This is a genomic window from Roseomonas sp. 18066 (assembly GCF_902706185.1).
Taxonomy (GTDB): Bacteria; Pseudomonadota; Alphaproteobacteria; order Acetobacterales; family Acetobacteraceae; genus Pseudoroseomonas.
The window spans coordinates 1-23,336 of record NZ_CACSJM010000069.1; the positions used below are offsets into that span (position 1 = coordinate 1).

Below are 23,336 nucleotides of genomic sequence, written 5' to 3' on the forward strand. Positions count from 1 at the left end.
ACGGGGGGCAGGTCGACGGGGGGCAGCTCGGCGGGAGGCGATCCGCCGGTCATGGCGCCGTGGCCGCAGGAAGGGCTATACTGCCGGCTCGGATCGAAGGACGGGACCTGGCCAGGTGATGGAGACAGACCGGGACGCGGTGCCGCCCAAGGATGGGCCGGGCGAGCCGCCGCCGCCGCGCCGCCGCCGGATGCGCCTGTGGCGACCGCAGGAAGGGCGCCTCGCCGAGGCCACCCCGATCAAGACCTCGGCATTGTCCGAACACCTGCGCCCTTCCGACCTGGTTCCCCTCACCAGCAGCGCGGGGCTGGCCTTCGCCGCGCCGCCGCAGGTGGGAAGGCTGGCGACGCTGCGCATCGCGCGCACGCTGCTCGGCTATCTGGGCAGGGTCGCATTCGCCCGGGTCATTGGCAAGTACGAGGCGGCGCGCGCGGCGCGCGAGCTGCGCGAGATCTTCGAGCGGCTGGGCGGGCTCTGGGTGAAGATGGGGCAGCTGATCGCGCTGCGCTCCGACGTGCTGGACCCGCGCTTCTGCGAGGAGATGAACCGGCTGCAGTACAGCGCCATCGGCTTCCCGCCCGAGGAATCGATGCGCATCATCCGCGAGGAGCTGGGCGAGGGCCGCGTCGAGGAATTGTTCGAGACGCTGAGCCCGGTGCCCTTCGCCGCCGCCTCGATCAGCCAGGTGCATCTGGGGCGGCTGCGGCATCCGAATGTCGATGTCATCGTCAAGGTGCAGCGGCCCGGCGTGCGCGAGGTCTTCGAGCGCGACTTCGCCGTGCTGCGCGGCTTCGTCGCCGTCGCCCGGCTGATCCCCAAGGTGCGCGCGCTGCGGCTCGAGGATGCGCTGGACGAGCTGCGCCGCATCATCGCCGAGGAGACCGACTTCCGCTTCGAGGCGGCCAATATGCGCCGCATGCGCAAGCTGCTGCGCGACGACAAGGTCCTGATCCCCCGCGTCTTCCGCGAGGCCTCGACGGCGCGCATCCTGGTCAGCGAATGCGTCTGGGGCGTGATGATGGCGGATTACATCCGCGTCCGCGCGACCGACCCCGAGCGGGTGCGCGCCTGGTGCGCCGAGAACGACGTCGAGCCGGAGGAGGTCGGCGAGCGGCTGTTCTCCAGCTACATGCGCCAGCTGATGGAGGAGAATTTCTTCCATGCCGACCTGCATCCCGGCAACATCATCCTGCTGCGCAACGGCCGCTTCGCGCTGATCGACCTGGGCAGCGTGGGCTCCGTCGACCGCCAGTTCCTCGGCATCTACCAGGGCATGCTGCGGGCGCTGGGCAACCAGGACTTCGCCAAGGCCGCCGACCTGCTGCTGCGGATCTGCAGCAATGTGCGCGCCGGCGACGTGCCGCAGCTGCGCGCCGAGCTGGTGCGCAGCTACCGCGACTGGGCGGCCAAGGTGCATATCGACGGGCTGCCCTATCACGAGCGCAACGTGCTGTCGGGCAGCAACGCCGCCGGCGCGGTGCTGGCGCGCTACGGCGTGGCGCAGAGCTGGGACCTGATGAAGCTCGGCCGCGCCTGGGCGACGATGGACGCCTCGCTCAACGAGCTGTTCCCGGACATGAACTACATCCGGCTGTTCCGCGCCTATTTCGCCGAGGCCTCGGGGCGGCGGCTGCGCGGGCTGCTGCGGCCGCGCACCATCCGCGACGGGCTGGGCAACCTGATCGCCCAGGTCAGCGACTACAACATGGCCGTCGGGCAGATCGTCCGCAACCAGGCCATCGTGCTGCAGGCGACGGCGTCGAAGGTCTCGCGCATCGGCGTCATCCTGGCGCGCGGGCTGAAGCTGGGGGCGGCGATCGGCATGGCCATGGTCGGCATGACCTATCTGCAGCAGCACCATCCGGCGCTGGCCGACGACCTGGGGCTGGAAAGCCTGAACCCGCTGGGCACCCTGCCGCTGCCGCTGATCAGCCCGCTGTGGTGGGGCTTCCTGTTCGTCATGGGCTTCCTGACGCTGCGGGCGCTGATCCGGGTGCAGCGCGAGCTGTCGCGGCGCGACTAATCCTCGAGCCTGCCGTCGAACAGCGCCAGCAGCTGCGGCACCGTCTCGGCCTCGGTCACCTTCATGGTGTCGAGGTCGAGGTCGAAATGGCTGAGCACCAGCATCTCGAACTCGACGCCGGCCAGCGAATCCCAGCCGGGGATGGCGTCCAGCCGCTCGCCGCCGGCGATGCTGCCGGGGGGCAGGCGGGCGGCCTCGCACATCAGGTCGAGCACCTCGGATCGGGTCATGTCGCTTGCTCCTGCAGCAGAATGCGGGGACCGCCGCGGCTTGGCGCCAGCAGCGGGCCGCTGAACACCCGCCGCGGCGGGCGGTGATCGGCGAGCGCCAGCCCGGGCGTGCGCGCCAGCACCGCCAGCACCAGGCGGATCTCTTCCAGCGCCAGCCGCGCGCCGGGACAGAGCCGCCGCCCGCCGCCGAAGGGGAAAAACTCATGGGCGCGGAAGCGGGCGTCGAGGAAGCGCTCCGGGCGGAACTTTTCCGGCTCCGGGAAGACGGCCGGGTCGGCATGGGCGAGCTCGGCGGAGGCGCCGACCAGCATGCCGGCCGGCAGGTCGTGGCCGGCGAGCGTCATCGGCCGCGCCAGCTGCCGCACCATCATCGGCGCGACCGGCGCGATGCGCAGCGCCTCGCGCGCGCAGGCCTCGAGGAAGGGCAGCCGCAGCAGCGACGCGGCCGCGCCGTCGCAGCCGTCGAGCTCCGCCCGCAGCCGCGGCAGCACGCCGGGCGTCGCCCAGCAATGAAGCAGCGCCCAGGCCATGGCGGCGGCGGTGCTCTCATGCCCGGCCGAGAGCAGCACCACCAGCGTGTCGCGGATCGCCGCATCGGACAGGGACGGCGCGCCATCCGCCTCGCGCAGCGCCGCCAGCCGGGCCAGGGTGTCGAAGCGCGCCGCATCGCTGCTGGCCCGGGCGGCTGCCAGGTCCTCGGCGATCAGCCGGTGCACCGTGGCGCGGGCCTCAAGGAAGCGCCGCCAGGGGCTCCACGGCCCGAGGTCGCGGCGCAGCGCCGGCAGCAGCACCAGCCCGATGCCGGCATGGCGTGCGAGCCGGGCGAAGGCAGCGCGATAGGCCTCGGCGCGGCCGGGTGCTATCACGCCGAAGACCACCCGCATGATCACCGCGAAGGACAGCCGCTGCAGCAGCGGCCCGGCGGGCATGGCGCGGCCGCGCGGCCAGGCGGCGATCTCGGCGCGGGCGATGGCCAGGATGGCGGGGCCGGCCTGGGCGGCCTCGCCCTCCAGCAGCACGGCGTTGACGCGGCGGCGCAGCGCCAGATGCGCGGCACCCTCCAGCACCGGCAGGGCCTCGGCGCCCAGCATCCCCGCCAGGTCGACGCCGACCGGCGCATAGGTGTCGAGCGGGGCGGCGAAGACCTGCCGCACCCCGGCCGGGCTGCCGGTCAGCGCCAGCCGCAGCCGGCCGAGCCAGCCGCCCAGCGGGTCGCCGAAGCGCTGGCGTTGCCGCGCGTGATAGCCGGCCGGGTCGCGCAGCCAGCCGAGATTGGCGGCGAACCAGCAGCGGGGGCCCGGGAGGGGTTCTTCGCTCATGCCGGCAGCTCGGCCAGCATCCGGTCCAGCAGCGGCTGCATCCGCGCGCTGGACCAGCCCTCCGCCTGGAAGCCGATGGCCAGCGTCAGGGCGCGGCGGAACTCGGTGCCGGTGATTAGCAGCAGCGGCCGCGGGAAGGCCATGGTCAGCAGCATGGCATCCTGCGGCAGCACGCCGCCGAAGCGCAGCCGCGGCTCGGCGAGGCGGCCGACATTGGTGAAGGTCGGCGGCGAGGGCCGCGCCAGCCCGCGCGCCACCACGCCCTGCAGCATCGCGTCCAGCCGCCGCCGGCCCAGCCGCCGCATGACGCCGACCGCCAGCGGGTTGGTGGCGCCGGCCAGCCCGCGCTTCAGCCGGGCGCCCTCGGCGCGGGCGGCGGCGAGCGTGGTGGCGAAGGGGGTGGCGGGATCGACGGTGAAGGTCATCGCCGCCATGCCCGACATGTTGCGGATCGCCGGCTGCCGGCTGGCCCCGGCATAGCGCCGCAGGTTGCCCGGCAGGATGACGCGGAAGGCGGCGGGACCCTGCGCGTCCAGCATGGCGTGGAAGCTGCGCGCCAGCGCCGCCACCAGCAGCTCCAGCCGGCTGGCGCCGAGGGCCACGGCCTGGCGGTCGAGGGCGGCCAGCCGCGCCGGCTCGATGGTCACGGCGGCATAGGCCGGCGCGTCGCGCGGCGCCGCCAGCCAGCCGGCGAGATCGGCAGGGCCGCTCAGCCCCAGGGTCCGGGTGCCGGCCTGGCGCAGCTCGCCCAGGTCGCGGCGCAGCACCCGCAGCCAGTGGCGGCCGGAGAAATTGGCCATCCACTCATAGCTGTCGCGGCTGGACAGGTTGGGCGCCGGGTGATGCGCCGGATCGGCGGCCAGGGCGTCGTGCAGCGCCGCCAGCCGATAGGCGCAGTCATAGACCGCGGCGCCATCGGCCACGACATGGTTGACCGACAGCGCCAGCAGCCAGCCGCCATCCCCGAGCCGCGCCAGGCGCAGGATCAGGTTGCGGCCCTCGGCCGGCTCCTCGGCGCCGATGACCTGGCGGATGGCGGCGTCGCGATCGGACGCCTCGATCGCCTCGAACCAGGGGATGGCGTCGATATCGGGGTGGCGGTGCCAGCGCAGCCCGTCGCGGCCCTCGGGCAGCAGGCGGCAGGCCAGCACCGGCTCGGCATCGACCAGCAGGCGCGCGGCGCGGGCCAGGCGCGCGGCGTCGGGCGGGGGCGCCGCGGCCGGCCAGCCGAGGAACAGGTGGATCAGCCCGCTGGTCCGCTGCGCCGCCAGCGCATGCAGCATGCGGTCCAGCACTTCGGCCGGCAGGGTCGCCGGCGGCAGGGTGATGCTCATTCCGCCGCCGCGGCCAGCCCGTCGGCAGGGTCGGGCAGCGCCGCCAGCAGCCCGGCGACAGTGCCGACATGCGGCGGCAGCATCAGGGAGAAATGGTCGGCTTCCACCGCGTGGCGCCGCAGCGGCGCGGCCAGCAGCGGCTGCCAGCCGGCGCGGTAGTCGCCCGCCTCGGCGAAGCGGCCGCCCATGCCGCCGCGGCAGGCGAAGAGCAGCACCTCGACCTTGCCCTCCAGCCGGCCCCCCGGCCGATAGGCGCCGAGCGCCCGGCCGGTGGCCTGGCCCACCCGCTCCAGCGCGTCCAGCTGCCGCGCCAGGCGGTCCGGCGCGCGCTCGGCGGTGTCGCCGGCCAGATGCGCCACGACCCGGTCGCGCACGGCCGCGGCGGGCAGCCCCTCCAGCCCGGCCTCGTCCAGCGGCGGCAGGCCCCAGCGCTCGGCCAGCCAGCGGCCGGACAGGCGGTGCAGCAGGCCGGGCGCGGCCTCGGCCATGCCGCGCAGCGCCTGGCTGCCCGGCGCCGGCGCGTCCAGCAGCACCAGCCGCGCCACCTGCCGCCCGGCCGCCTGCAGCTGCCGCGCCATCTCGAAGGCGATCGGCCCGCCGGCCGAATAGCCGCCGAGCCAGAGCGGCCCCGCCGGCTGCCGCTGCTGGATCGCCGCGACATAGCGCGCCGCCATGGCGGGCAGGTCGTCGAGCGGCGGCGGCGCGTCCTCGGCGAGGCCCAAAGCCTCCAGCGCGAAGGCGGGGAAGTCGGGGCCGAGCGCCCGCGTCAGATTGACCGCCCAGGAGGTCTCGCCGGCCGCGCCATGCACCCACCAGGAGGGCATGCGCGAGCCATGGCCGCGCAGCACCACGACCGGGTCATGCGCTGTCGTCGCTGCGACCGGCCCAGCGAGACGTTTCTCGATTTCCGCGGCCAGGGCGGGGACGGATGGAAACTCCCAGAGCGCGGCGGCGCCGAGCGGCAGGCCGGTGGCCTGCTGGATGCGGCCCGCCAGGGTCAGCGCCATCAGGCTGGTCAGCCCGCTCTCCGTCAGGCTTTTGCCCGCCAGAAAGCTGTCGGCGGGGATCTCGAAGATCTCGGCGGCGAGGCCGGCCAGCAGCGGCGCCAGGGCGGTCGCGGCCATCGGCACGGCACGGGGGGCGGGGGGTGGCAGCGGTGTTTCGGCGATGGCGTCGGCGGCGTCGAGGGTGACCACCAGCTTGCCGGTGCTCTCGCCGCTGGCCAGCCAGCGATAGGCCTCCTTCAAGTCATCCAGCCGGTAGCGGCGGCCGATGGCGGGTGGCTGCCGCGTGGCCTCGGCGATGGCTCCTTTCAACGCGGCCTGGGCCTCGCCAGCCTGGCCCAGCATCCGGCCCAGATTGACGGCGATCAGGCTCTGGTTCTCGACCAGCCCCGACAGGTCGAGCGGCCCGGCGGCGCGCAGCCCGGCCAGCGCCAGCTCGACATAGCGCCCGCCCGGCGCCAGCAGCGACAGCCCGGTCTGGATCATCGCCGCCTGGCCGCTGGTGTTCAGCACCACATCGACGCCGCGCCCGCCGGTCATCGCCCGCACCACCTCGACCAGGTTGCCGGCCGTGCGATCGATGGCCGCGACACCCTCCGTCTCGGCGAGGAAAGAAACCTTGGCGGCCGAGCCGACGACGCCGATCACCCGGGCGCCGCGCGCCTTGGCCATGCGCAGGGCGGCCAGGCCGACGCCGCCGGCGGCGCTTTGCACCAGCACGGTCTCGCCCGGCTGCAGCGCCGCGCGGTCGAAGCTGTGCCGCGCGGTCAGCAAGGCGACCGGCGCCGCGGCGGCGCTGGCGAAGTCGAGGTGGTCCGGGATCCGCACCACCCGCTCGGCCGCGGCGAGGACATGGGTGGCCTGGCCGCCGGTGCCGGTCAGCGCCGCCACCCGATCGCCGGGGGCGAGGCTTTTGACATCAGCGCCGACGGCCAGGACCTCGCCCGCCAGCTCCATCCCCGGGGTGAAGGGATAGGGCGGCAGGTTGGGATAGACGCCCGACAGGCTCAGCACATCGGAAAAATTCAGCGCGAAGGCGCGGGTGGCGATCAGCACCTGGCCGGGGCCGGGCGGCGCCAATGGCACGGCCTGGATGGTGATGCCGTCGGGGGAGGAGGGCTGGCTGACCACCAGGGCGCGGCCCGTGGTCGGCAGGGGCGCCTTGGGTTCCGCCCGCGGCAGCCAGCAGCGCAGCCGCTCGAAAGGATAGGTCGGCAGGCGGACGGGGTGTGGCGCCTTGGACCAGAGCGCCGCCCAATCCACCGTGCCGCCGGCGAGCCAGGCGCCGGCAATGCCGGGGGCGTCGCTGGTCAGCAGGTCGGGATGGGCGCGGCCGGCTTCGTATTCCTGCAGCAGCAGGATGGCGGCCGCGGTGTCGGCGGCGCGCAGGATGCAGCGGCAGGCCAGCGCCTCGCGCCCGGTCTGCAGGGTGAAGGCCACCGCGGCCAGCAGCGGCGCATCGGGGGCGTCGAGCGCCGCCAGCAGCCGGGTCGCGACCTGCCGCAGCAGGGCCGGCGTGCGGGCGGAAAGCGGCAGCAGCAGCGGGCCATGGGGCGCCTCGAAGCCCGGCGCGGCGGGGGCCTCTTCCAGCACCAGATGCGCCGTGCTGCCGCCGGCGCCGAAAGCGCTGATCGCCGCGCGTCGTGGGCTGCCATCCGCGCGCGCCGGCCAGTTTTCTGCCCGTGTCTGCAGCGACAATCCGGTGCCGGCGAGGGACGGGTGTGGCGCGCCCTCGAGACGCGTCGGCGCCAGGGTGCGGTGCTCGAGCTGCGCCAGCACCTTCAGCAGCTGCGCCAGGCCCGAGGCCGCTTCCAGATGGCCGATATTCGGCTTGATCGAGCCGATCCGCAGCGGCGCACCGTCGAAGACGCGGCCGAGCGCGGTGATCTCCACCGGATCGGCCACCGGCGAGCCGACCGCCTGGGCCTCGAGATAGTCGATGGCGGCGGGGGCCAGCTGCGCGCGGTCCAGCGCCGCCTGGATCACCGCCTGCTGCGACCGGGGGTTGGGCAGCATATAGGCCGCCGTCCGCCCCGACCCGCCCAGCGCCGAGCCGCGGATCACGCCGAGGATGCGCTGCCCGTCGCGCTGCGCATCCTTCAGCGGCCGCAGCAGCAGCGCCGCGACGCCCTCGCCGCCAAGCATGCCGTCCGCCTCGGCGGTGAAGGCGCGGGCGGCGCCGGAGGGCGACAGCATGCCGAGCTCCGCCAGCCCCTTCGGCGCGCGTGGATGCAGGATGAGATGCACGCCGCCGACCAAAGCGGCGGCGCATTCGCCGCGTTGCAGGCTGGCGCAGGCGAGATGCAGCGCGGTCAGCCCGCCGGCGCAGGCGGTGTCCACCGCCAGGCTGGGCCCGTGGAAGTCGAATTGGAAAGAAATCCGGTTGGCGATGCCCCAGGCGCCGCCGCCGCCGGCCGCGGCATTCCCCGCCGCCCAGGCCTCGGCCGAGAGGCGCAGCCAGTCCTGGCTGCTGGCCGCGACGAAGACGCCGACGCGGCCTTCGGTCAGCGCGCGCAGCCTGGCCCGCGGCGTGCCGGCATCTTCCAGCGCGGCCCAGCTCGCCTCCAGCAGCAGGCGTTCCTGCGGGTCGAGCAGGGCGGCCTCGGGCGGGGCGATGCCGAAATGCAGCGGGTCGAAGCGGTCGACGTCTGGCAAAAAACCGCCGGTCAGCGGGTGGCGGGTGGTGTCCCAGCGATCCGCCGGCACCGGGCCGAGCGCCGTCTCGCCATTTCGCAGCAGCGTCCAGAAGGAAGCAAGATCCGGCGCGCCGGGGAAGCGGCCGCTGGCGCCGATGATGGCGATGGCGTCGTCATCCTCGCGGATCACCGCCGGCGTCGCGCGGGCGGCGAGCATCGCGCCATGGCTGCTCTGCAAGGTCGTGGCCAGGGAGGAGATATCGCTGTGCTCGAGCAGCAGCGTCTGCGGCAGCGGGCCGAGGTCGCGTTCCAGCCGGACGCGCAGCTCCTGCGTCACCAGGGAATCGACGCCGTATTGCTCATAGGGCGTGGCGGGGTCGATGCTGTCCGGCGCCAGCTTCAGCACCTCGCCGAAGATTTTCGTCAGATAGGTGGTGATATCGCCCTCGGGCAAGACGCGCGGGGCGGCGGTCGGCGTGGCGCTGCGCGGCGGCGGCGCAGCCTGGCCGAGCCAGCCATCGCTGACCGCGGCGATGACGCATTGCCCCGGCTTCTCGTCCTCGCCGACGCCGACGGGAAGCACGGAAAAAAAGCCGGACTCGCCGAGGGCGGCGCGCCAGGCCGGAAGGTCCAGGGCCGGGCTGTCGGGCAGGCGGCGCGGTGCATCCGAAAACCGCCACCAATCGGCGGTCAGGCCGAAGGTCAGGGTGGCGAAATCGGCGGCCGCGGTGACCTCGTTCAGCAGCAGCACGCCGCCCGGGCGCAGCAGCGCCTTGGCATGGCGCAGCGTCGCCATGATGTCGGCCGTCGCATGCAGCACGTTGGAGGCGATGACCAGGTCATGCGCCCCCGCTTGGCCCTGCGCCGCCGGGTCACGTCCGATGTCGAGCAGGGCGAAGCGCAGCTCCGGCCCGGCGAAGCGGCTGCGCGCCGCTTCCAGCAAAGCCGGCGCGATATCGGTGAAGGTGTAGTCGAAGGCATGGCCCGCGGCGCGCAGCGTGGCGAGAACCCCGGCGGTGGCGCCGCCGGTGCCGGCGCCGATCTCCAGGATCGAGAGCGGGCGCGGGCAGGCGGCGGCCAGGCCCTCGGCCAGGGTGGCGAGCTGGTCGTTGAAGCGGTCGACCAACGGATTGTCGCGATAGACCGCCTCGACGAGCGCGCTGGACCCGTTGGGGAACAGGATTTCGGCGCCGGGGCGGCCGGCCAGCACCGCGGGCAACCCGTCCAGCGCGGCGTCGAGCAGCGCGCGCATCGCGCCGATGCCGCCCGCGTCCGTCGGCGCCGGCGGCACCGGCGCGCCCGAAGGCCGGTGATGCCGCGCCAGCAGCCGGCGCAGCGCCTCGTGCAGTCTTGCCTGGGCGGGGACAACGCTCGTGGTGGCCGCGAGCTGCGTTTCCAGCCGGCCGGCGCCATAGGCCAGCAGCGGCTGCAAGGCGGCCTCGGCGGCGGCGAGCTTTTCCGGTGGGGTCGGCGGGAAGGCCGTGGCGGCGTTGCTGCAGGCGACAGCGAAATCGGCGAGAACGGGATCGGCGCGCCGCTGGAAGGCCGCGCCAAATTGCGCGCCGGCCGAGGAGGCAGCCTCCGGCGCCAGCTTCAGCACCGCCGCCTGCGCCATCCCGCTGCCCAGGATTTTTTTCAATGCGCCGAGGCCTTCGGGGACGGTCAGCGGAGAGACGCCCTCGCGCTCCGCCCGGCGGCGATAGTTCTCGGCCGCGACGGCGCCGACATCCCCCCAAAAGCCCCAATTGACGACGACGACATGCGGGCCGGCCTGGCGCGCCCAGGCATCGACGAAGCTGCAGCCCGCCGCGTAATTCGCCTGGCCGCGATTGAGGGTAAAACTGTTGGCCGAGGAGAAGACCAGCAGAAGCGGCCTGCGCGCGCCCAGCGCCGTGCTGAGCGCGATGGCCGGCGCCGACTTGGCGGCCAGCGCAGCGGTCAGTTCTTCGGCGCGCATCCGCGGCAGGCTGGCATCCTGCAGCGACAGGGTCGCGTGCACGGCGAGCGCGATCGGTCCCCATTCGGCCTCGACGCTGTCCAGCAACGCGGCCAGCGCCACGGCGTCGCCGGCATCGGCCTGGGCATAGCGCGCGTGGCCGCCCGCCGCGGCGACGCTGTCCAGCGCCGCCTGGATAGCGGCATCCAGCGGCCGCCGCCCGATCCAGAGCAGCCTTGCCGCATGGTCGTGCGCCAGCTGCCGGCTGAGCGCCACGCCGATACCGCCGGCACCGCCCAGGATGACGCCGACCGCGCCCTGCGGCAGCGGGATTTCGCTGTCGGGGGCGGCGAAGCGCTCCAGATGACGACGGAAACGACGACCGGCGCGGAAGGCGATGGCCTCGGGCTCGCCGCCCGGTTCGGCCAGCAGCGCGTCGATCTCGGCGGCGCTGTCTTCCGTGGGCGACAGGTCGATCTGGCTGATGGCGACGGACAAGAACTCGCGGGCGGCGGTGCCAGCAAGGCCGGGGAGGGCGGCAAAAGCGCAATCCACCGCCTCGCCCGGCAGCACGGCATGGACGCCGCGGGTGGCCAGCACCAGGCGGCGGCCGGGCTGCTCGGGCCATTGCTGCAACAGTGACAGCAGGCGGTGGACACCTTGCGTTTCTGCGGTGGCCAGGGTGGCGGCATCGGGCATGCCGCGGTCATCCGTCGCCCGCCATGCCGCGAAGAGGACCTCCGGGCATTCCGCCAGCAGCGCAGGGTCAAGCGGCGCGTCGCGGCGCGCCAGATGCACGCGGCGTGGCTGCAGCCGGGCGGCGGCGTCGCGGGCCCAGGCGGCCTCGGCCTCGCCATGGAGGATCAGCAGCGGCGCGGTCGAGGGCGTCGCCCGTGTTTCCAGCGGCTCGAACCGCCATTGCGGGCGCAGCAGAAAAATCTCGCCGCTTGGCAGGATTGCGGGACGGGTGAAAAAGCCTTCGACGCTGAGCAGCACGGCGCCTTCGGCATCGGCGATGTCCAGGTCGCAGCGGAATTCCTGGTCTCCGGGATGGGCGCGCAGATGCGCCCGCAGCCGGTCGGGCAGCGGTGTGGTGATCCAGAGCCGCAAGGTTGCCGCCCCGGCCGGCAGCAGCGTCGCCTGGCCAGGGGCGGGCGCCTGGCCGAGCGCCAAAGCAGCAGCGCTGCGCAGTGCTGCATCCAGCGCGACAACGGGCCAATCGGCATCGGTGCAAACCTGCGGGCGTTGCAGGGTGGCCAATACCTCGGCATCGCCGGTGGCCAGGCCCGCCAGCGCATCGAAGGCAGGCCCATAGGCGATGCCGCCGGCCACGAGCAACTGTGCCAGTGCTGCGGGATCGGCCTGCGTCCTGCAACGGGCGGCGATGGTGTCGAAGGACAGGCGCGGCGGCGTGCCGGTCTCGGCCTCGGCATGGGCGGTGACGGCGGTGCCGGCGGCGTCCGACAGCGCGATCCGCCAGCCGTCGCCTTCGGGCGTCAGGCGCGCGGTGAGGGCCAGGGCATCGCCCTCCGGCACCAGCGGACGCGGCCAGGCCAGGTCGCGCAACCGCAGCGGGCCCTGTGGCGCGAGATCGCCCAGGGCGGCGCGCAGCAGCGACGGGCTGGCCGCGGCGGGCAGGCGCGGGGCGCCGCCGACGCGGTGCTGGTCGAGCAGCGCGGCGCCGGCGGGGATCGGTGGCAGGGCGGCCTCGCGCGGGCCGGTCTCGGGTAGCCAGTGGCGATCCGGCGCGAAGGCATAGCCGGGCAGCGGCAGCACGCGGCCGGCAGGCAGCAGCGGCGCCCAGTCGACGGTCGCGTCGCGCGCCACCCAGCGATCGGCCATGACCTGCAGCGACGCATCGGCTGGCGGCAGCAGCACCCCGGACAAAGCCGCGCGCAGTCCTGCAAGATCGCCAACGACAAAGGCGCGGCGCTGCGCGAAGACGGCGCGCCGGCGGCCGAGGGTGAAGGCGATATCGGCCAGCGGCGCTTCCGGATGCTGCGCCAGCCAGGCGTCCAGCCGCCGCGCCATACGGTCCAGCGCGGTCGTGTCGCGGGCCGAAAGCAGCACCGGCTGCCAGGCGCGCTGATGAGCGGCGACGGGCGCCGCGTCGTCTTCCGCCAGCACCAAATGCGCATTGGTGCCGCTGAAGCCGAAGGAGCTGGTGGCGGCGATGCGCGGCGCCTGCCAGGGCTCGAGCGCCACCGGAATGCGAAAGGGCGAGGAAGCCAGGTCGAAATGCCGGTTCGGCGTATTGAAGAAAAGGCTTGGCGGAATGGCCTGGTGGCGCAGCGCCAGCAGCAGCTTGATGACGCCGGCGACACCGGCCGCGGCCAGCGTGTGGCCGATATTGGTCTTCACCGCGCCGACCGGCAGCGCGCCCTTCGGCAATCCCGCGAAAACCTCGGCGAGGGCCGAAAGCTCGATCGGATCGCCGAGCTTGGTGCCCGTGCCATGCGCCTCGACCAGGCCGATGCCGCGCGGGTCGATGCCGTGGCGCTGCTGCACGCGCTTCAGCAGCGCGGCCTGCGAGGCGGCGCTGGGCGCGGTCAGGCTGCTGGTCTTGCCGTCCTGGTTGGTGCCCGAGCCCAGCAGCACCGCCAGCACCGTGTCGCCGTCGCGCCGCGCGAGCTCGAGGCGCTTCAGCAGCACGACGCCGACGCCCTCGCCGGGGACGAAGCCGTCGGCGGAATCGTCGAAGGTCTTGCAGCGGCCATCAGCGGCCAGCATGCCGGAGGCGCCGGTCATCAGATGCATCTGCGGCGTCAGCATCAGGTTGATGCCGCCGGCCAAGGCGAGATCGCATTCGCCGTCCAGGATGCTGCGCCGCGCCAGATGCAGCGCCACCAGCGAGGAGGAGCAGGCGGTGTCCAGCGCCAGGCTGGGCCCTTTCAGATTGAGCAGATAGGCCAGCCGCGCCGCCAGGATCGAGGCGGTGTTGCCGAGCAGCATCTGGCCGGAAATCTGCGCCTCGGCCGCGCTGCCGCCACGCGGCATCAGCTGCGCGTAATCGCCCTGGCCAACGCCGACGAAAATGCCGCAGGCGCTGCCGTTCAGCATCGCCGGCGTCTGGCCGCCTTGCTCCAGCGCATGCCAGGCGGTTTCCAGAAACAGCCGCTGCTGCGGGTCCATCATCTCCGCCTCTTTCGGCGAGAGGCTGAAGAACAGCGGGTCGAAGCGGTCGGCGCCTTCGATGAAGCCGCCCCATGGCCTGGTGTCGCTGCGTCCGGCTTCCTCGAGCTGGCGGCGATAGAGCGCGGCGCGCCAGGGCTCCGTCGGCCCTTCGGTGATGGCGCTGCGGCCGTCCTGCAGCAGGTCCCAGAAGGCTTCCGCATCGGGCGCGCCAGGATAGCGGCAGGCGAAGCCGATGATCGCGACTTTTTCCTGTTCACCGCTGCCAGGTTCGGTCCGGGCGCGGGCCTCCGGCGTGGGGCGCGGCGGCGGGGGTGGTGCCGGCGGCACGGGCTCAGGCGGCGGCGCGAGGCGGCCCGCGACCAGACGGGCGAGCGCGGCCAGATCGTGGCAGCGGCCAACCTCATCCGGCGCCAAAGCGCAGCCGAAGCGCCGGTTCAGCGCTTCCAGCAAGGCCAGCGCGGCGGCGGGTTCCAGCCCGATCTCGGCCAATGGCGTCGCGGGGTCATGCGGCGCTGCCGGCGGCAAGGCCTGTTGCAGGAAGGCAAGAACCTCGGCGGCCGCACCGGTGAGGTGGGCCGTCGCGCTGCCCTGCAGCCCCGCCAGATGCGCCGCCAGCGCTGCCAGGTTGGCGTGGTCGTAGAGCCGCGCCGCACCGAGCGTGGTGCCGAATTCATCGTTCACCGCGCGGGTGAATTCGATGGCCAGGATGCTGTCCAGGCCGAGATCGCCAAAGCTTGTCTCGCTGTCGAGATCCTCGGGCGCGACGAAGAGCGCCGCCGCCAGCAGCGCGCGCAGCTTGCCGGTGATCTGCTGATCGTCGACCGGCGGCGCAGCGATCGGCGGCGCAGCGATCGGCACCGGCGCCGGCGGCAGCCCAGGGGCGAGCGGGACGAGCGCGGCCAGATGGTCGGCCAGGGCCTCGATGGTGGCATGGTCGTAGAGTCGCGCGGTCTGCAGCGTGGTGGCGAAGGCCTCGTTGATGCCGCGCGTCAGTTCGACGGCAAGAATGCTGTCGAGGCCAAGATCGCCAAAGCCGGCGGTGGTGCTGATCGCTTCCGGCTCCAGGTAGAGCGCGCTGGCCACCATGGCGCGCAGCCGGTCGCGCAGCGCGTCGCGATCGGTGGCCAGCACAGGCTGCTGCGGCGGCGGCGGTGCGGCGATAGGGGCAGGCTTCGCGACCAAGGCGGCGCCGGCGGGATGGTCGAACCAGCAGCGCTGCCGGGCGAAGCGCGTGCCGGGCAGCGGAATGCGCCGCGGCGCCGTGCCGCGCAGCGCGCGCCAATCCACCGTGGCGCCTTGCGTCCACAGCGCCGCCAGGCTGCCCAACGCGCCCTGCTGCCAGATTTCCCTGTGCTGGTCTGTCTCGTCGGCGGCGAGGGGGATAGCGGTGGACGGCGCCTCGCCGGTCCAGCAACCTGCCGGAATGCTGCGCCCCGCAGCCAGCGCCTCGGCCAAAGCCGAGAAGGCGGCGGCAGGATCGGCGCCGGGCCGCAGCAGCAGCGCGGCGCGGGCGGCGAGAGGGTTCCGCCCCAGCATCAGCGTATCGGCCAGGGCCTGGCGGTCGGGATCGGCGCCGGGTTCCTCAAGATGCGCGGCCAGGGCTGCAAGGGATTCGATCAGCCGGGCGCGATCGCGCGCCGAGACCAGCAGCAGAAGCGGTCCCGTCACGCGGGCGGCGGGGGGCGCTGGCGGCGCCTCCTGCAGCACCAGATGCGCGTTGCTGCCGCCGAAGCCGAAGGCGCTGATGCCAGCCCGTCGTGGCAAAGCCGTGCCGTCGCGGTCGCGCAGTGGCGCCCAGGCGGCCATGCGCCCGTCCATCTCCAGCGGGCTGCCGGCCAGGTCGACATGCGGGTTCAGTGTTGCGAAGTTCAGCGTGGAAGGCTGCAGCCGATGGCGCAGCGACAGCGCGACCTTCAACAGTCCGGCAATGCCCGAGGCCGGCTCCAGATGGCCCAGCATCGGCTTCAACGCGCCGATGCGGCAACGCGGCGCCGGCACCGTGTCCCCGGCGCGCGCGGCGAAGGCGCGGCGCAGCGCCAGCGCCTCCACCGGGTCGCCGAGCTCGGTGCCGGTGCCATGCGCCTCGACCCAGCCGATGGTGTCGGAGGTGACGCCGGCACGGTCCAGCGCCGCCTCGATCACCGCCTGCTGCGCCAGGGCATTGGGCGCGGTCAGCGATTGCGCATGGCCGCCGTGATTCTCGGCGCTGCCCAGGATCACAGCCTGCACTGTGTCGCCATCGGCCAGCGCCTGCGACAGCGGTTTCAGCAGCACGCAGCCGACGCCCTCGCCCTTGACGTAGCCGCGGCCCTCGGCGTCGAAGGCGCGGCAGACGCCGTCGGGGGCCAGGATGCCCAGACGTTGTGTGCTCACCAGGCTTTCGACCGAGAGCATCAGGCTGACACCGCCGGCCAGCGCCATGTCGCATTCGCCGGAAGCCACCGCGCGTGCCGCGCGATGCAGCGCGACCAGCGCCGAGGAGCAGGCGGTGTCGATCGCCTGGCTCGGCCCGCGCAGGTCGAAGAGAAAAGAAATCCGGTTCGGCAGCATGGCGGCGATATTGCCGAGGGTGATCTGCGCCCGTGCCTCGTCGCGCCCGGGCGGCATCAGCCCGGCATAGTCGTTCACCTGCTGTCCGAAGAAGACGCCGACATTCTTGCCGGCCAGCTCGGCCATGGCGATGCCGGCATCCTCCACCGCATGCCAGGCGGCCTCCAGCGCCAGCCGGTGCTGCGGGTCGAGATGCACGGCCTCGCGCAGCGTCATGCGGAAGAAGCCGGGATCGAAGCCTTCGACGTCGTCGAGGAAGCCGCCGCGCGGAAGCGTCTCGCCGGCGGGCAGGGCGCCGGGCAGCCAGGCGAGGCGCGAGGCCGGCAGCGGGCCGGTCAGGTCGGTGCCGGATTCCAGGTGGCGCCAGAAACCCGCGAGATCCGGGCTGCGCGGGAAGCGCCCGGCCATGCCGATGATGGCGACGGCATCGTTGTCGATCTTGCGCGCTGTGGCGACGGGCTTTTGCATCGGCGCCGCCGCCGCGGCGGGCGCGCCGAGCAGGCGCTCGACGGCCGGCGCGTGCTCCGCCAGCAAATGCCCGGCCAGGCTGGCGATGCTGCCATGCGCGAAGAACACCGCCGGGGTCAGCGCAATGCCGCAGGATTCACCGATCTGGACAGCGAACTCTTTCAGCGCGATGGAATCGAAACCGAATTCGGCGAAGCCGGTGTCGCGGCCGAGCGGCACCCCCTGCAGCCGCAGCAGCCCCGCGATCATCTCCGCCAGCTTGTTCTCCAGCGGGGACTGGCGGTTGGCGGCCGGCGGTGGTGCTGTCGCAAAAAGCCGCGCGGCCAGGCCAGCATCGCCCGGCACCACCGCGAGCGAGGGCTCGCCCGAGGCCAGGCCGGCCAGCAGCGCCTCGATCCCGGCCGCCGTCTCCAGGAAAGGCATGCCGGCAGCGCGCAGGAAGATCTTCTCGCCCTCTTCAGAGAGCACCTGGCGGCCCTCGCGCCACAGCGGCCAGCCCAGCGCCAGGCTGATGCCGGGGCGGTTGCCGGCGGCGCGTTCGGCGGCCCAATGGCCGAGCCCGGCATTGGCCATGGCATAGTCGCCCTGGCCGAAATCGCCGAGCTCACCCGCCAGCGAGCCGAAGGCCACGAAGAAATCCAACGGATCGGTCGTGGTCGCGGCATCCAGCGCGCGGGCGCCGGCCAGCTTCGGCGCCAGCACGGCGGCCATCTCGGGCCAGTCCTTCTCGGCCAGCACGCGCTGGCCCGGCACGCCGGCCAGATGCAGCACGCCGTGCAGCGGCCCACCCCTACGGAATTTCGCCAGTTCCCTGTCGAGAGCGGCAGGATCGGTGACATCGGCCTGCAGCCAGACCGCCTCGGCGGCGCCGGCGGCGCGCAGCGCTGCCAGCCGCGCGTCATCCGCCGCGCCGCGGCCGAGCAGCGCGATGCGGCCGCCGCTGCGGCGCGCCAGCTCGCGGGCCAGCAGCCCGGCCAGCACGCCGCCGCCCCCGGTGATCAGATAGCCGCCGCCCCGGCGCAGGGTGAAGCCGGCGCCAGCGAGGATCGGTTGCAGCACGCGCTGCTCGCGCAGGCCCTGCGGCGTCCAGCGCACCGGATCCAGGCCAGGGCTTGCAAGTTCCGCGAGGATCCGCGCGGATGTCGTCGCACCCTGCACCAGGCGCAGCGCCAGGGGCGTGCCGGCGAAGCCCATCGAGCGGCCGAGCGATTGCGCCGCCAGCGCCGCGGCGCTGCCGTCATGCAGCCGCAGCAGCGGGACCCCGCCGCCGGCCAGGAGCTTGGCCAGGGTGGCCAGCGGGCGCAGCGCGGCCTCCTCGCCGGGCTCGGTCGGGGCGGCCAGGATGCAGGCTTGCGGCGGGCTTTTGCCGTGCAGCGCGGCGAGGTCGGCATCGGGCGCGGCCTCGATGACGCTCCAGCCGGCCTGGCGCAGCCCGGTCGCGACGCCGTCCGGCGGCGTGCCCAGCAGCCACAGCGTGCCCGGCGTGCCGGCTTGCGGCGCAGGGGGCGCGGCGACCCAGCGCGGCGCCAGCAGCGTCGTGCTGGCCGCCGGCGCGCCGAGCCAATAGGCGCGCTCGGCGAAGGGATAGGTCGGCAGCGACAGGCGGCGGCCGGTCAGCAGCGGCTCGGTGGGCGAGGGGTCCTCGCCGTCGAGATAGCGCGCGGCCATCGCCTGCAGCGCCGTGGCGCGGTTGCCGGGCGGCACCGTCGTTGGCGCGCCACGCAGCGCCGCGATCAGGCTGTCGCGGTCGGCGGCCATCACGGAAAACCGGTCGGAGAAATGCGTGCGGCCTGCGGCAAGGGTGAAGGCGACATCGGCCAATGGCGCTGCGGGATTGGCGTCCAGCCAGCTCGCCAGGTCCTGCCGCCGCCGTTGCAGCGCGGCCGGGTCGCGCGCCGAGAGCAACAGGAGAAATGGCGGCTCGCCGGCGGGGGGGGCGGCGCGTGGTGGCGGCTCGGCCAGCAGCAGATGCGCATTGGTGCCGCTGAAGCCGAAGGAGGAGACGCCGCCGATGCGCGTGCCACCCGCGGCGACTTGCCAGTCCTGGCCATCGGTGTTGACGAAGAATGGCGACGCGTCGAGCGCCAGATGCGGGTTGACGGTGGAAAAATTCAGCGAGGGATAGAGCCGGGAATCCCTGATCTGCAGCAGCATCTTCAGGAAGCCGGCGATGCCCGCGGCATGCGCGGCATGGCCGATATTCGTCTTCACCGAGCCCAGGGCGCAGAAATTCTTCGACGTCGCTCCGCCGCGTTGGAAGGCGCGGGTCAGGCCCTCGACCTCGATCGGGTCGCCCAGCGGCGTGCCGGTGCCATGCGCCTCGATCGCGGTGATGCTGGCAGCGTCGATGCCGGCCAGGGCATGGGCCTCGGCGATGACGGCGGCCTGGGATTCCGGGCTGGGCGCGGTGATGCCGTTGGTGCGGCCGTCCTGGTTGACCGCGCTGGCCAGGATCACCGCCTCGACATGGTCGCCGTCACGCAGAGCGTCCGACAGGCGCTTCAGCACGACGACGCCGGCGCCCTCGCCGGGGACGAAGCCGTCGGCGCCGGCATCGAAGCTGCGGCATTGGCCGCGCGGCGACAGCATCCCCGCCTTGGCGGCCGCGGCGTTGAAGCCCATGGTGGTGGTGACGAAGGCGCCGCCGGCCAGCGCCATGTCGCATTCACCCGAGCTCAGGCTGCGACAGGCAAGATGCAGCGCCACCAACGAGGAGGAGCAGGCGGTGTCCACCGCCAGGCTCGGCCCTTTCAGGTTCAGGAGATAGGCGATGCGCGCCGCCAGGATCGAGGCGGCATTGCCCATGAAGGCGAAGGCCTCGGGCACGATGCCGAGCTGCGCCATGCGATGGGTGTAGTCGCCGCCATGCGCGCCGACGAAGACGCCGCAGCGCATGCCGTCCAGCGTCGCCTCGCCATAGCCGGCATCTTCCAGCGCGCGCCAGGCTTCGGTCAGGAAGATGCGGTGCTGCGGGTCGGAGAGCTCCGCCTCCTTGCCGGAGATGCGGAAGAACAGCGGGTCGAAATGCCCGGCATCGCGCAGGAAGCCGCCCCAGCGCAGATAGGCGCCGCTGCCGGCCAGCGCCTCGGGCAGCGCGGCTTCGTCGGCGGACCAGCGCTCGGGCGGAACCTCGGTGATGCCGGAACGGCCCTCGGCCAGCAAGCGGCGGAACTCTTCCAGATTGCCGGTATCGCCGAAGCGGCCGGCCATGCCGATCACCGCGATGCGGCGGTCTTCGGCGATGGCGGCCGGCACGGCGGCGGTGTCGACCACCGCGCCGCTGCCGGCCAGCAGTTTCGCCAGCGCCTCCGGCGTCGGGTGGTCGAACAGCACGGTTGGTCGCAGGTCGAGCGAGAAGCGCGCGTTCAGCCGGGCGACGACCTTCAGCCCGAGCAGGGAGTCGACGCCGATATCGGCGAGGCGGTCGCGGCTGGACAATTGCGCGACAGGAAGCTCCAGCGCCGTGGCGACTTCTTCCAGCACCGCGGCCAGCAAGTTTCTCGGCATCGACACGGGTTTCGCCACGACCGGCGGCAGCGCGGTGACGGGCGGCGGGGGCGGCGCGACCGCCAGTGGCGGCGCATCGCGCAGCGCCACCAGGATCGACTGGCCGTATTTTTCTTCGCTCGCCTCGCCCGGCAGGCCGAAGGCGGCGCTGGCGGCGAAGCCCGCCTTCGTGAAGGCCGCGCGCCAGGCGGGGGCCGAGAGCAGCGGCGATCCCGGGATGCGCGTCGCCACATCCGTCGCCGCCCACCAGCCATCGGTCAGGCCGAAGGTGAGCGTCGCGAAATCCTGCAGCGCGGTGACCTCGTTCAGCAGCAGCGCGCCACCATCGGGCGCCGCCAGCCGCTGCAGCCGCGCCAGCGCCGTGCCGATGTCGCGCAGGGCGTGCACGACATTGGCGGCGATGACGATGTCGAAGCCGCCCTCGGGCAGGCCAGCGCAGGCGGCGGCATCCTCCAGGTCCAGCAGCTGGGTGGCGAAGCCCGGATGGCCGGCGGCGAAGCGTCCGCGCCCGGCCTGCAGGAAAGCGGCCGAGACATCGCTGTAGACATAGGCGACATCGCCCAGCCCCGCCGCATCCAGCGCCGCCAGGATGCCCGCGGTCGCGCCGCCGACGCCGGCGCCGACCTCGAGGATGCGCGGTGGCCGGCCATGGCGCCGCTTGGCGCGGCGGGCCAGGGTCGCGACGCAGCCGGCGAGCTGCGCGTTGAACAGGTCGGCCAGCGGATTGCCGCGATAGACGCCCTCGACCAGCGCCATGTCGCCGTCAGGGAACAGCACTTCCGGCGCGGTGATCTTCCCCTGCAGCAGGGCAGGAATATTGTCGACGCAGCGGGCCAGCAGCGCCAGGAAGGGGGCAAGTTGCGGATCGCCCTGCACCAGCGCGACACGGGATTCTTCCAGCGCAGCCGCCGGACTTGCCTGGAAGCCGGGAACGCCGCGCACCAGCCCGTCGCGCAGATCGACCGCGCCGAGCCGCGCCAGCAGGCCGAGCAGCGCCTCCCATGATTTTTCCCGGGGTGCCGCGATGCCCAGCGCGCGGCGCAGCCCGGCCGGGGTCTGCGCCGCCGGCCGGTCGAACAGGCCCAGCGCCGCCAGCCGGCTGGCCAGGGCCTGGCGCCCCCAGGCCTCGACCGCGGCGAAGCTTTCTCCCTGTTGCGCCAGGCCTTCGGGCGCGGCGCCGGAGGGGCGCAGCGCTCCCAGCACGGCCTCGGGCGGTTCCGTCGACACGGTGGCCGCGGCGGGCTGCGGCGGCAGGCCGAAGCGGGCACGGTCGAAGGGCTGGCTGGGCAGCGGGATGCGCGACGCCTTGGCCGCGCCGGCCGCGTCCGCGCCGGAAATCGCACCGCCGGCGAGGAAGCGCGCGGCGACATCCGAGGCGGCGAGACTCCCTGGAAGGACGCCGGTTGCCGCGAAGCTTTTCAGGCTGGACCGAAGAAGCTCGGCATCCCCGGCCTCGATCGCCAGCCGATGCGCCAGCACGGCGCGGCCTTCCGCCAGGGTGAAGGCAAGATCGCGCAAAGCGATCCCCGGCGCCGCCGCCAGATGCGCGGCCAGCAGCCCGGCCTGGCGGCGCAGCGCTGTCTCGCTGCGGGCGGAGAGCACGAACAACCGCGATGCCGCCTCGACCGCAGGAGCGGCGCGCGAAACCGGCGCTTCCTCCAGCAGCAGATGCGCATTGGTGCCGCTGAAGCCGAAGGAGGACAGCGCCGCCGCCCGCGGCGCGCCGCGATCCGCCCAGTCCTGCGCCGCGCGCGGCACGAAGAACGGGCTGGCCGCCAGGTCGAAGCCCGGATTGGCGCGGCTGAAGCCGGGCTGCGGCGGGATGCGACGGTGGTGCAGCATCAGCAGCAGCTTCAGCAGCCCGGCGATGCCCGCCGCCGTCAGCGTATGCCCGATCGCCGCCTTGGCCGAGCCGATGGCGCAGCTTCCTGCCGCCGGCATCGTGCCGGATGCGCGCATCGCGCCCAGCAGGCCTTCCAGCTCGATCGGGTCGCCCAGCGGCGTGCCCGTGCCATGCGTCTCGACATAGCCGATGCGATCCGGGGAAATCCCGGCGGCCCGCCAGACCTCGGCGGCCAGAACAGCCTGGGCGGGCGCGCTGGGCGCGGTGATGCCGTTGGTGCGGCCATCCTGGTTCAGCCCGCTGGCGCGGATCACGCCATGGATCGTGTCGCCGTCGCGCAGCGCCGCCGACAGCCGCTTCAGCACCACGGCGCCGGCGCCTTCGCCGGGCAGGAAGCCGTCGGCGGCGGCGTCGAAGGGGCGGCAGGCGCCGGAAGGCGAAATGGCGCCGCCCTTGGCCATGGCGCGGGCGAAGGCGGGGGTGGAGATCACCGCCACGCCGCCGGCGATGGCCAGGTCGCAGCCACCGGCGCGCAGGCTCTCGCAGGCCAGGTGCACCGCCGCCAGCGAGGAGGAGCAGGCGGTGTCCAGCGCGATCGCCGGGCCCTTCAGGTTCAGGTGATAGGCGATGCGCGCCGCCAGGATCGAGGGCACATTGCCCATCAGCCCGACCGGATCCTCGGCGGCCGCGGTGCCGTGGAAGCGATGCGCGTAGTCGCCGGCGCCGGCGCCGACGAAGACGCCACAGCGGCTGCCGGCGGCCGAGGCCCCGGCGCGGCCGGCATGTTCCAGCGCCAGCCAGCATTGTTCCAGGAAGAGGCGCTGCTGCGGGTCCATCAGCGCGGCCTCGGCCGGCAGGATGCGGAAGAAGCCCGGGTCGAAATCCTCGGCATCCGCCAGGAAGCCGCCGCGCAGCCCGGGGGCGTCCTCGCCCCAACGCGCGGCGGGCGCGGGACCCATGGCGTCGCCGCCGCCCTCCAGCAACCGCCAATAGGCCTCGAGGTCGGGGGCGCCGGCGAAGCGCCCGGCCATGCCGACCACCGCGATCGGTTCCACCGGGTCCCGGGCATCGAGCGAGAAGCTGGCATCGGCCGCCTGCAGCCGTTGCAGCAGCGCCGCGCCCGCCGCCGCCGGCAGGCTGCCCTCGGCCACCATGGCGAAGACCTCGCGCTTGATCAGCGGCTGGCGCGCCGGGGCGGGGGGCGAGGGGCGCTCTGTCGGTGGCTGCGGCAAGGGCCCGGCTCCTCGATCCCGGCATGGCGAAGGCCCGACACGAAAACGCCATCGGTCGGGCTGCATCCGGCGCCAGATGATGCTTCCCATTACCGTAAGACCGCAATAGTCTGCGCCAC

At 73.6% G+C, this 23,336-nt stretch carries 5 protein-coding genes; 1 reads left to right on the plus strand and 4 read right to left on the minus strand.

The window, feature by feature from the left end; genetic code table 11:
* Window positions 1–118 precede the first annotated feature (118 nt).
* The gene (locus GVN67_RS15255; RefSeq protein WP_159997439.1) at window positions 119–2,023 is read left to right on the plus strand and encodes an AarF/ABC1/UbiB kinase family protein; all 1,905 of its coding nucleotides are present in this window, start codon (window positions 119–121) and stop codon (window positions 2,021–2,023) included.
* On the opposite strand, the gene GVN67_RS15260 is transcribed toward GVN67_RS15255, so the two are convergent.
* From GVN67_RS15260 to GVN67_RS15275, 4 genes are read right to left on the minus strand one after another with little or no spacing between them, the layout of a single operon-like run.
* A complete protein-coding gene (locus GVN67_RS15260) occupies window positions 2,020–2,253 on the minus strand; it encodes an acyl carrier protein (protein WP_159997441.1) in 234 nt (77 codons plus the stop codon). The genes GVN67_RS15255 and GVN67_RS15260 overlap by 4 nt on opposite strands.
* A complete protein-coding gene (locus GVN67_RS15265; protein ID WP_159997443.1) occupies window positions 2,250–3,572 on the minus strand; it encodes a cytochrome P450 in 1,323 nt (440 codons plus the stop codon). Before GVN67_RS15265 ends, GVN67_RS15260 begins: the two co-directional genes overlap by 4 nt.
* Window positions 3,569–4,906, minus strand: a complete 1,338-nt coding sequence (locus tag GVN67_RS15270) for a hypothetical protein (RefSeq protein ID WP_159997445.1) — start codon at window positions 4,904–4,906, stop codon at window positions 3,569–3,571. Before GVN67_RS15270 ends, GVN67_RS15265 begins: the two co-directional genes overlap by 4 nt.
* The gene (locus tag GVN67_RS15275) at window positions 4,903–23,217 is read right to left on the minus strand and encodes an SDR family NAD(P)-dependent oxidoreductase (protein WP_159997447.1); all 18,315 of its coding nucleotides are present in this window, start codon (window positions 23,215–23,217) and stop codon (window positions 4,903–4,905) included. The genes GVN67_RS15270 and GVN67_RS15275 overlap by 4 nt, the downstream gene beginning before the upstream one ends.
* Between the last annotated feature and the right edge of the window lie 119 nt (window positions 23,218–23,336).

Coding starts and splice junctions, on each gene's coding strand:
- GVN67_RS15270 (WP_159997445.1), bottom strand. CDS start 4,906: ATGAGCATCACCCTGCCGCCGGCGACCCTGCCGGCCGAAGTGCTGGAC.
- GVN67_RS15255 (WP_159997439.1), top strand. CDS start 119: ATGGAGACAGACCGGGACGCGGTGCCGCCCAAGGATGGGCCGGGCGAG.
- GVN67_RS15260 (WP_159997441.1), bottom strand. CDS start 2,253: ATGACCCGATCCGAGGTGCTCGACCTGATGTGCGAGGCCGCCCGCCTG.
- GVN67_RS15265 (WP_159997443.1), bottom strand. CDS start 3,572: ATGAGCGAAGAACCCCTCCCGGGCCCCCGCTGCTGGTTCGCCGCCAAT.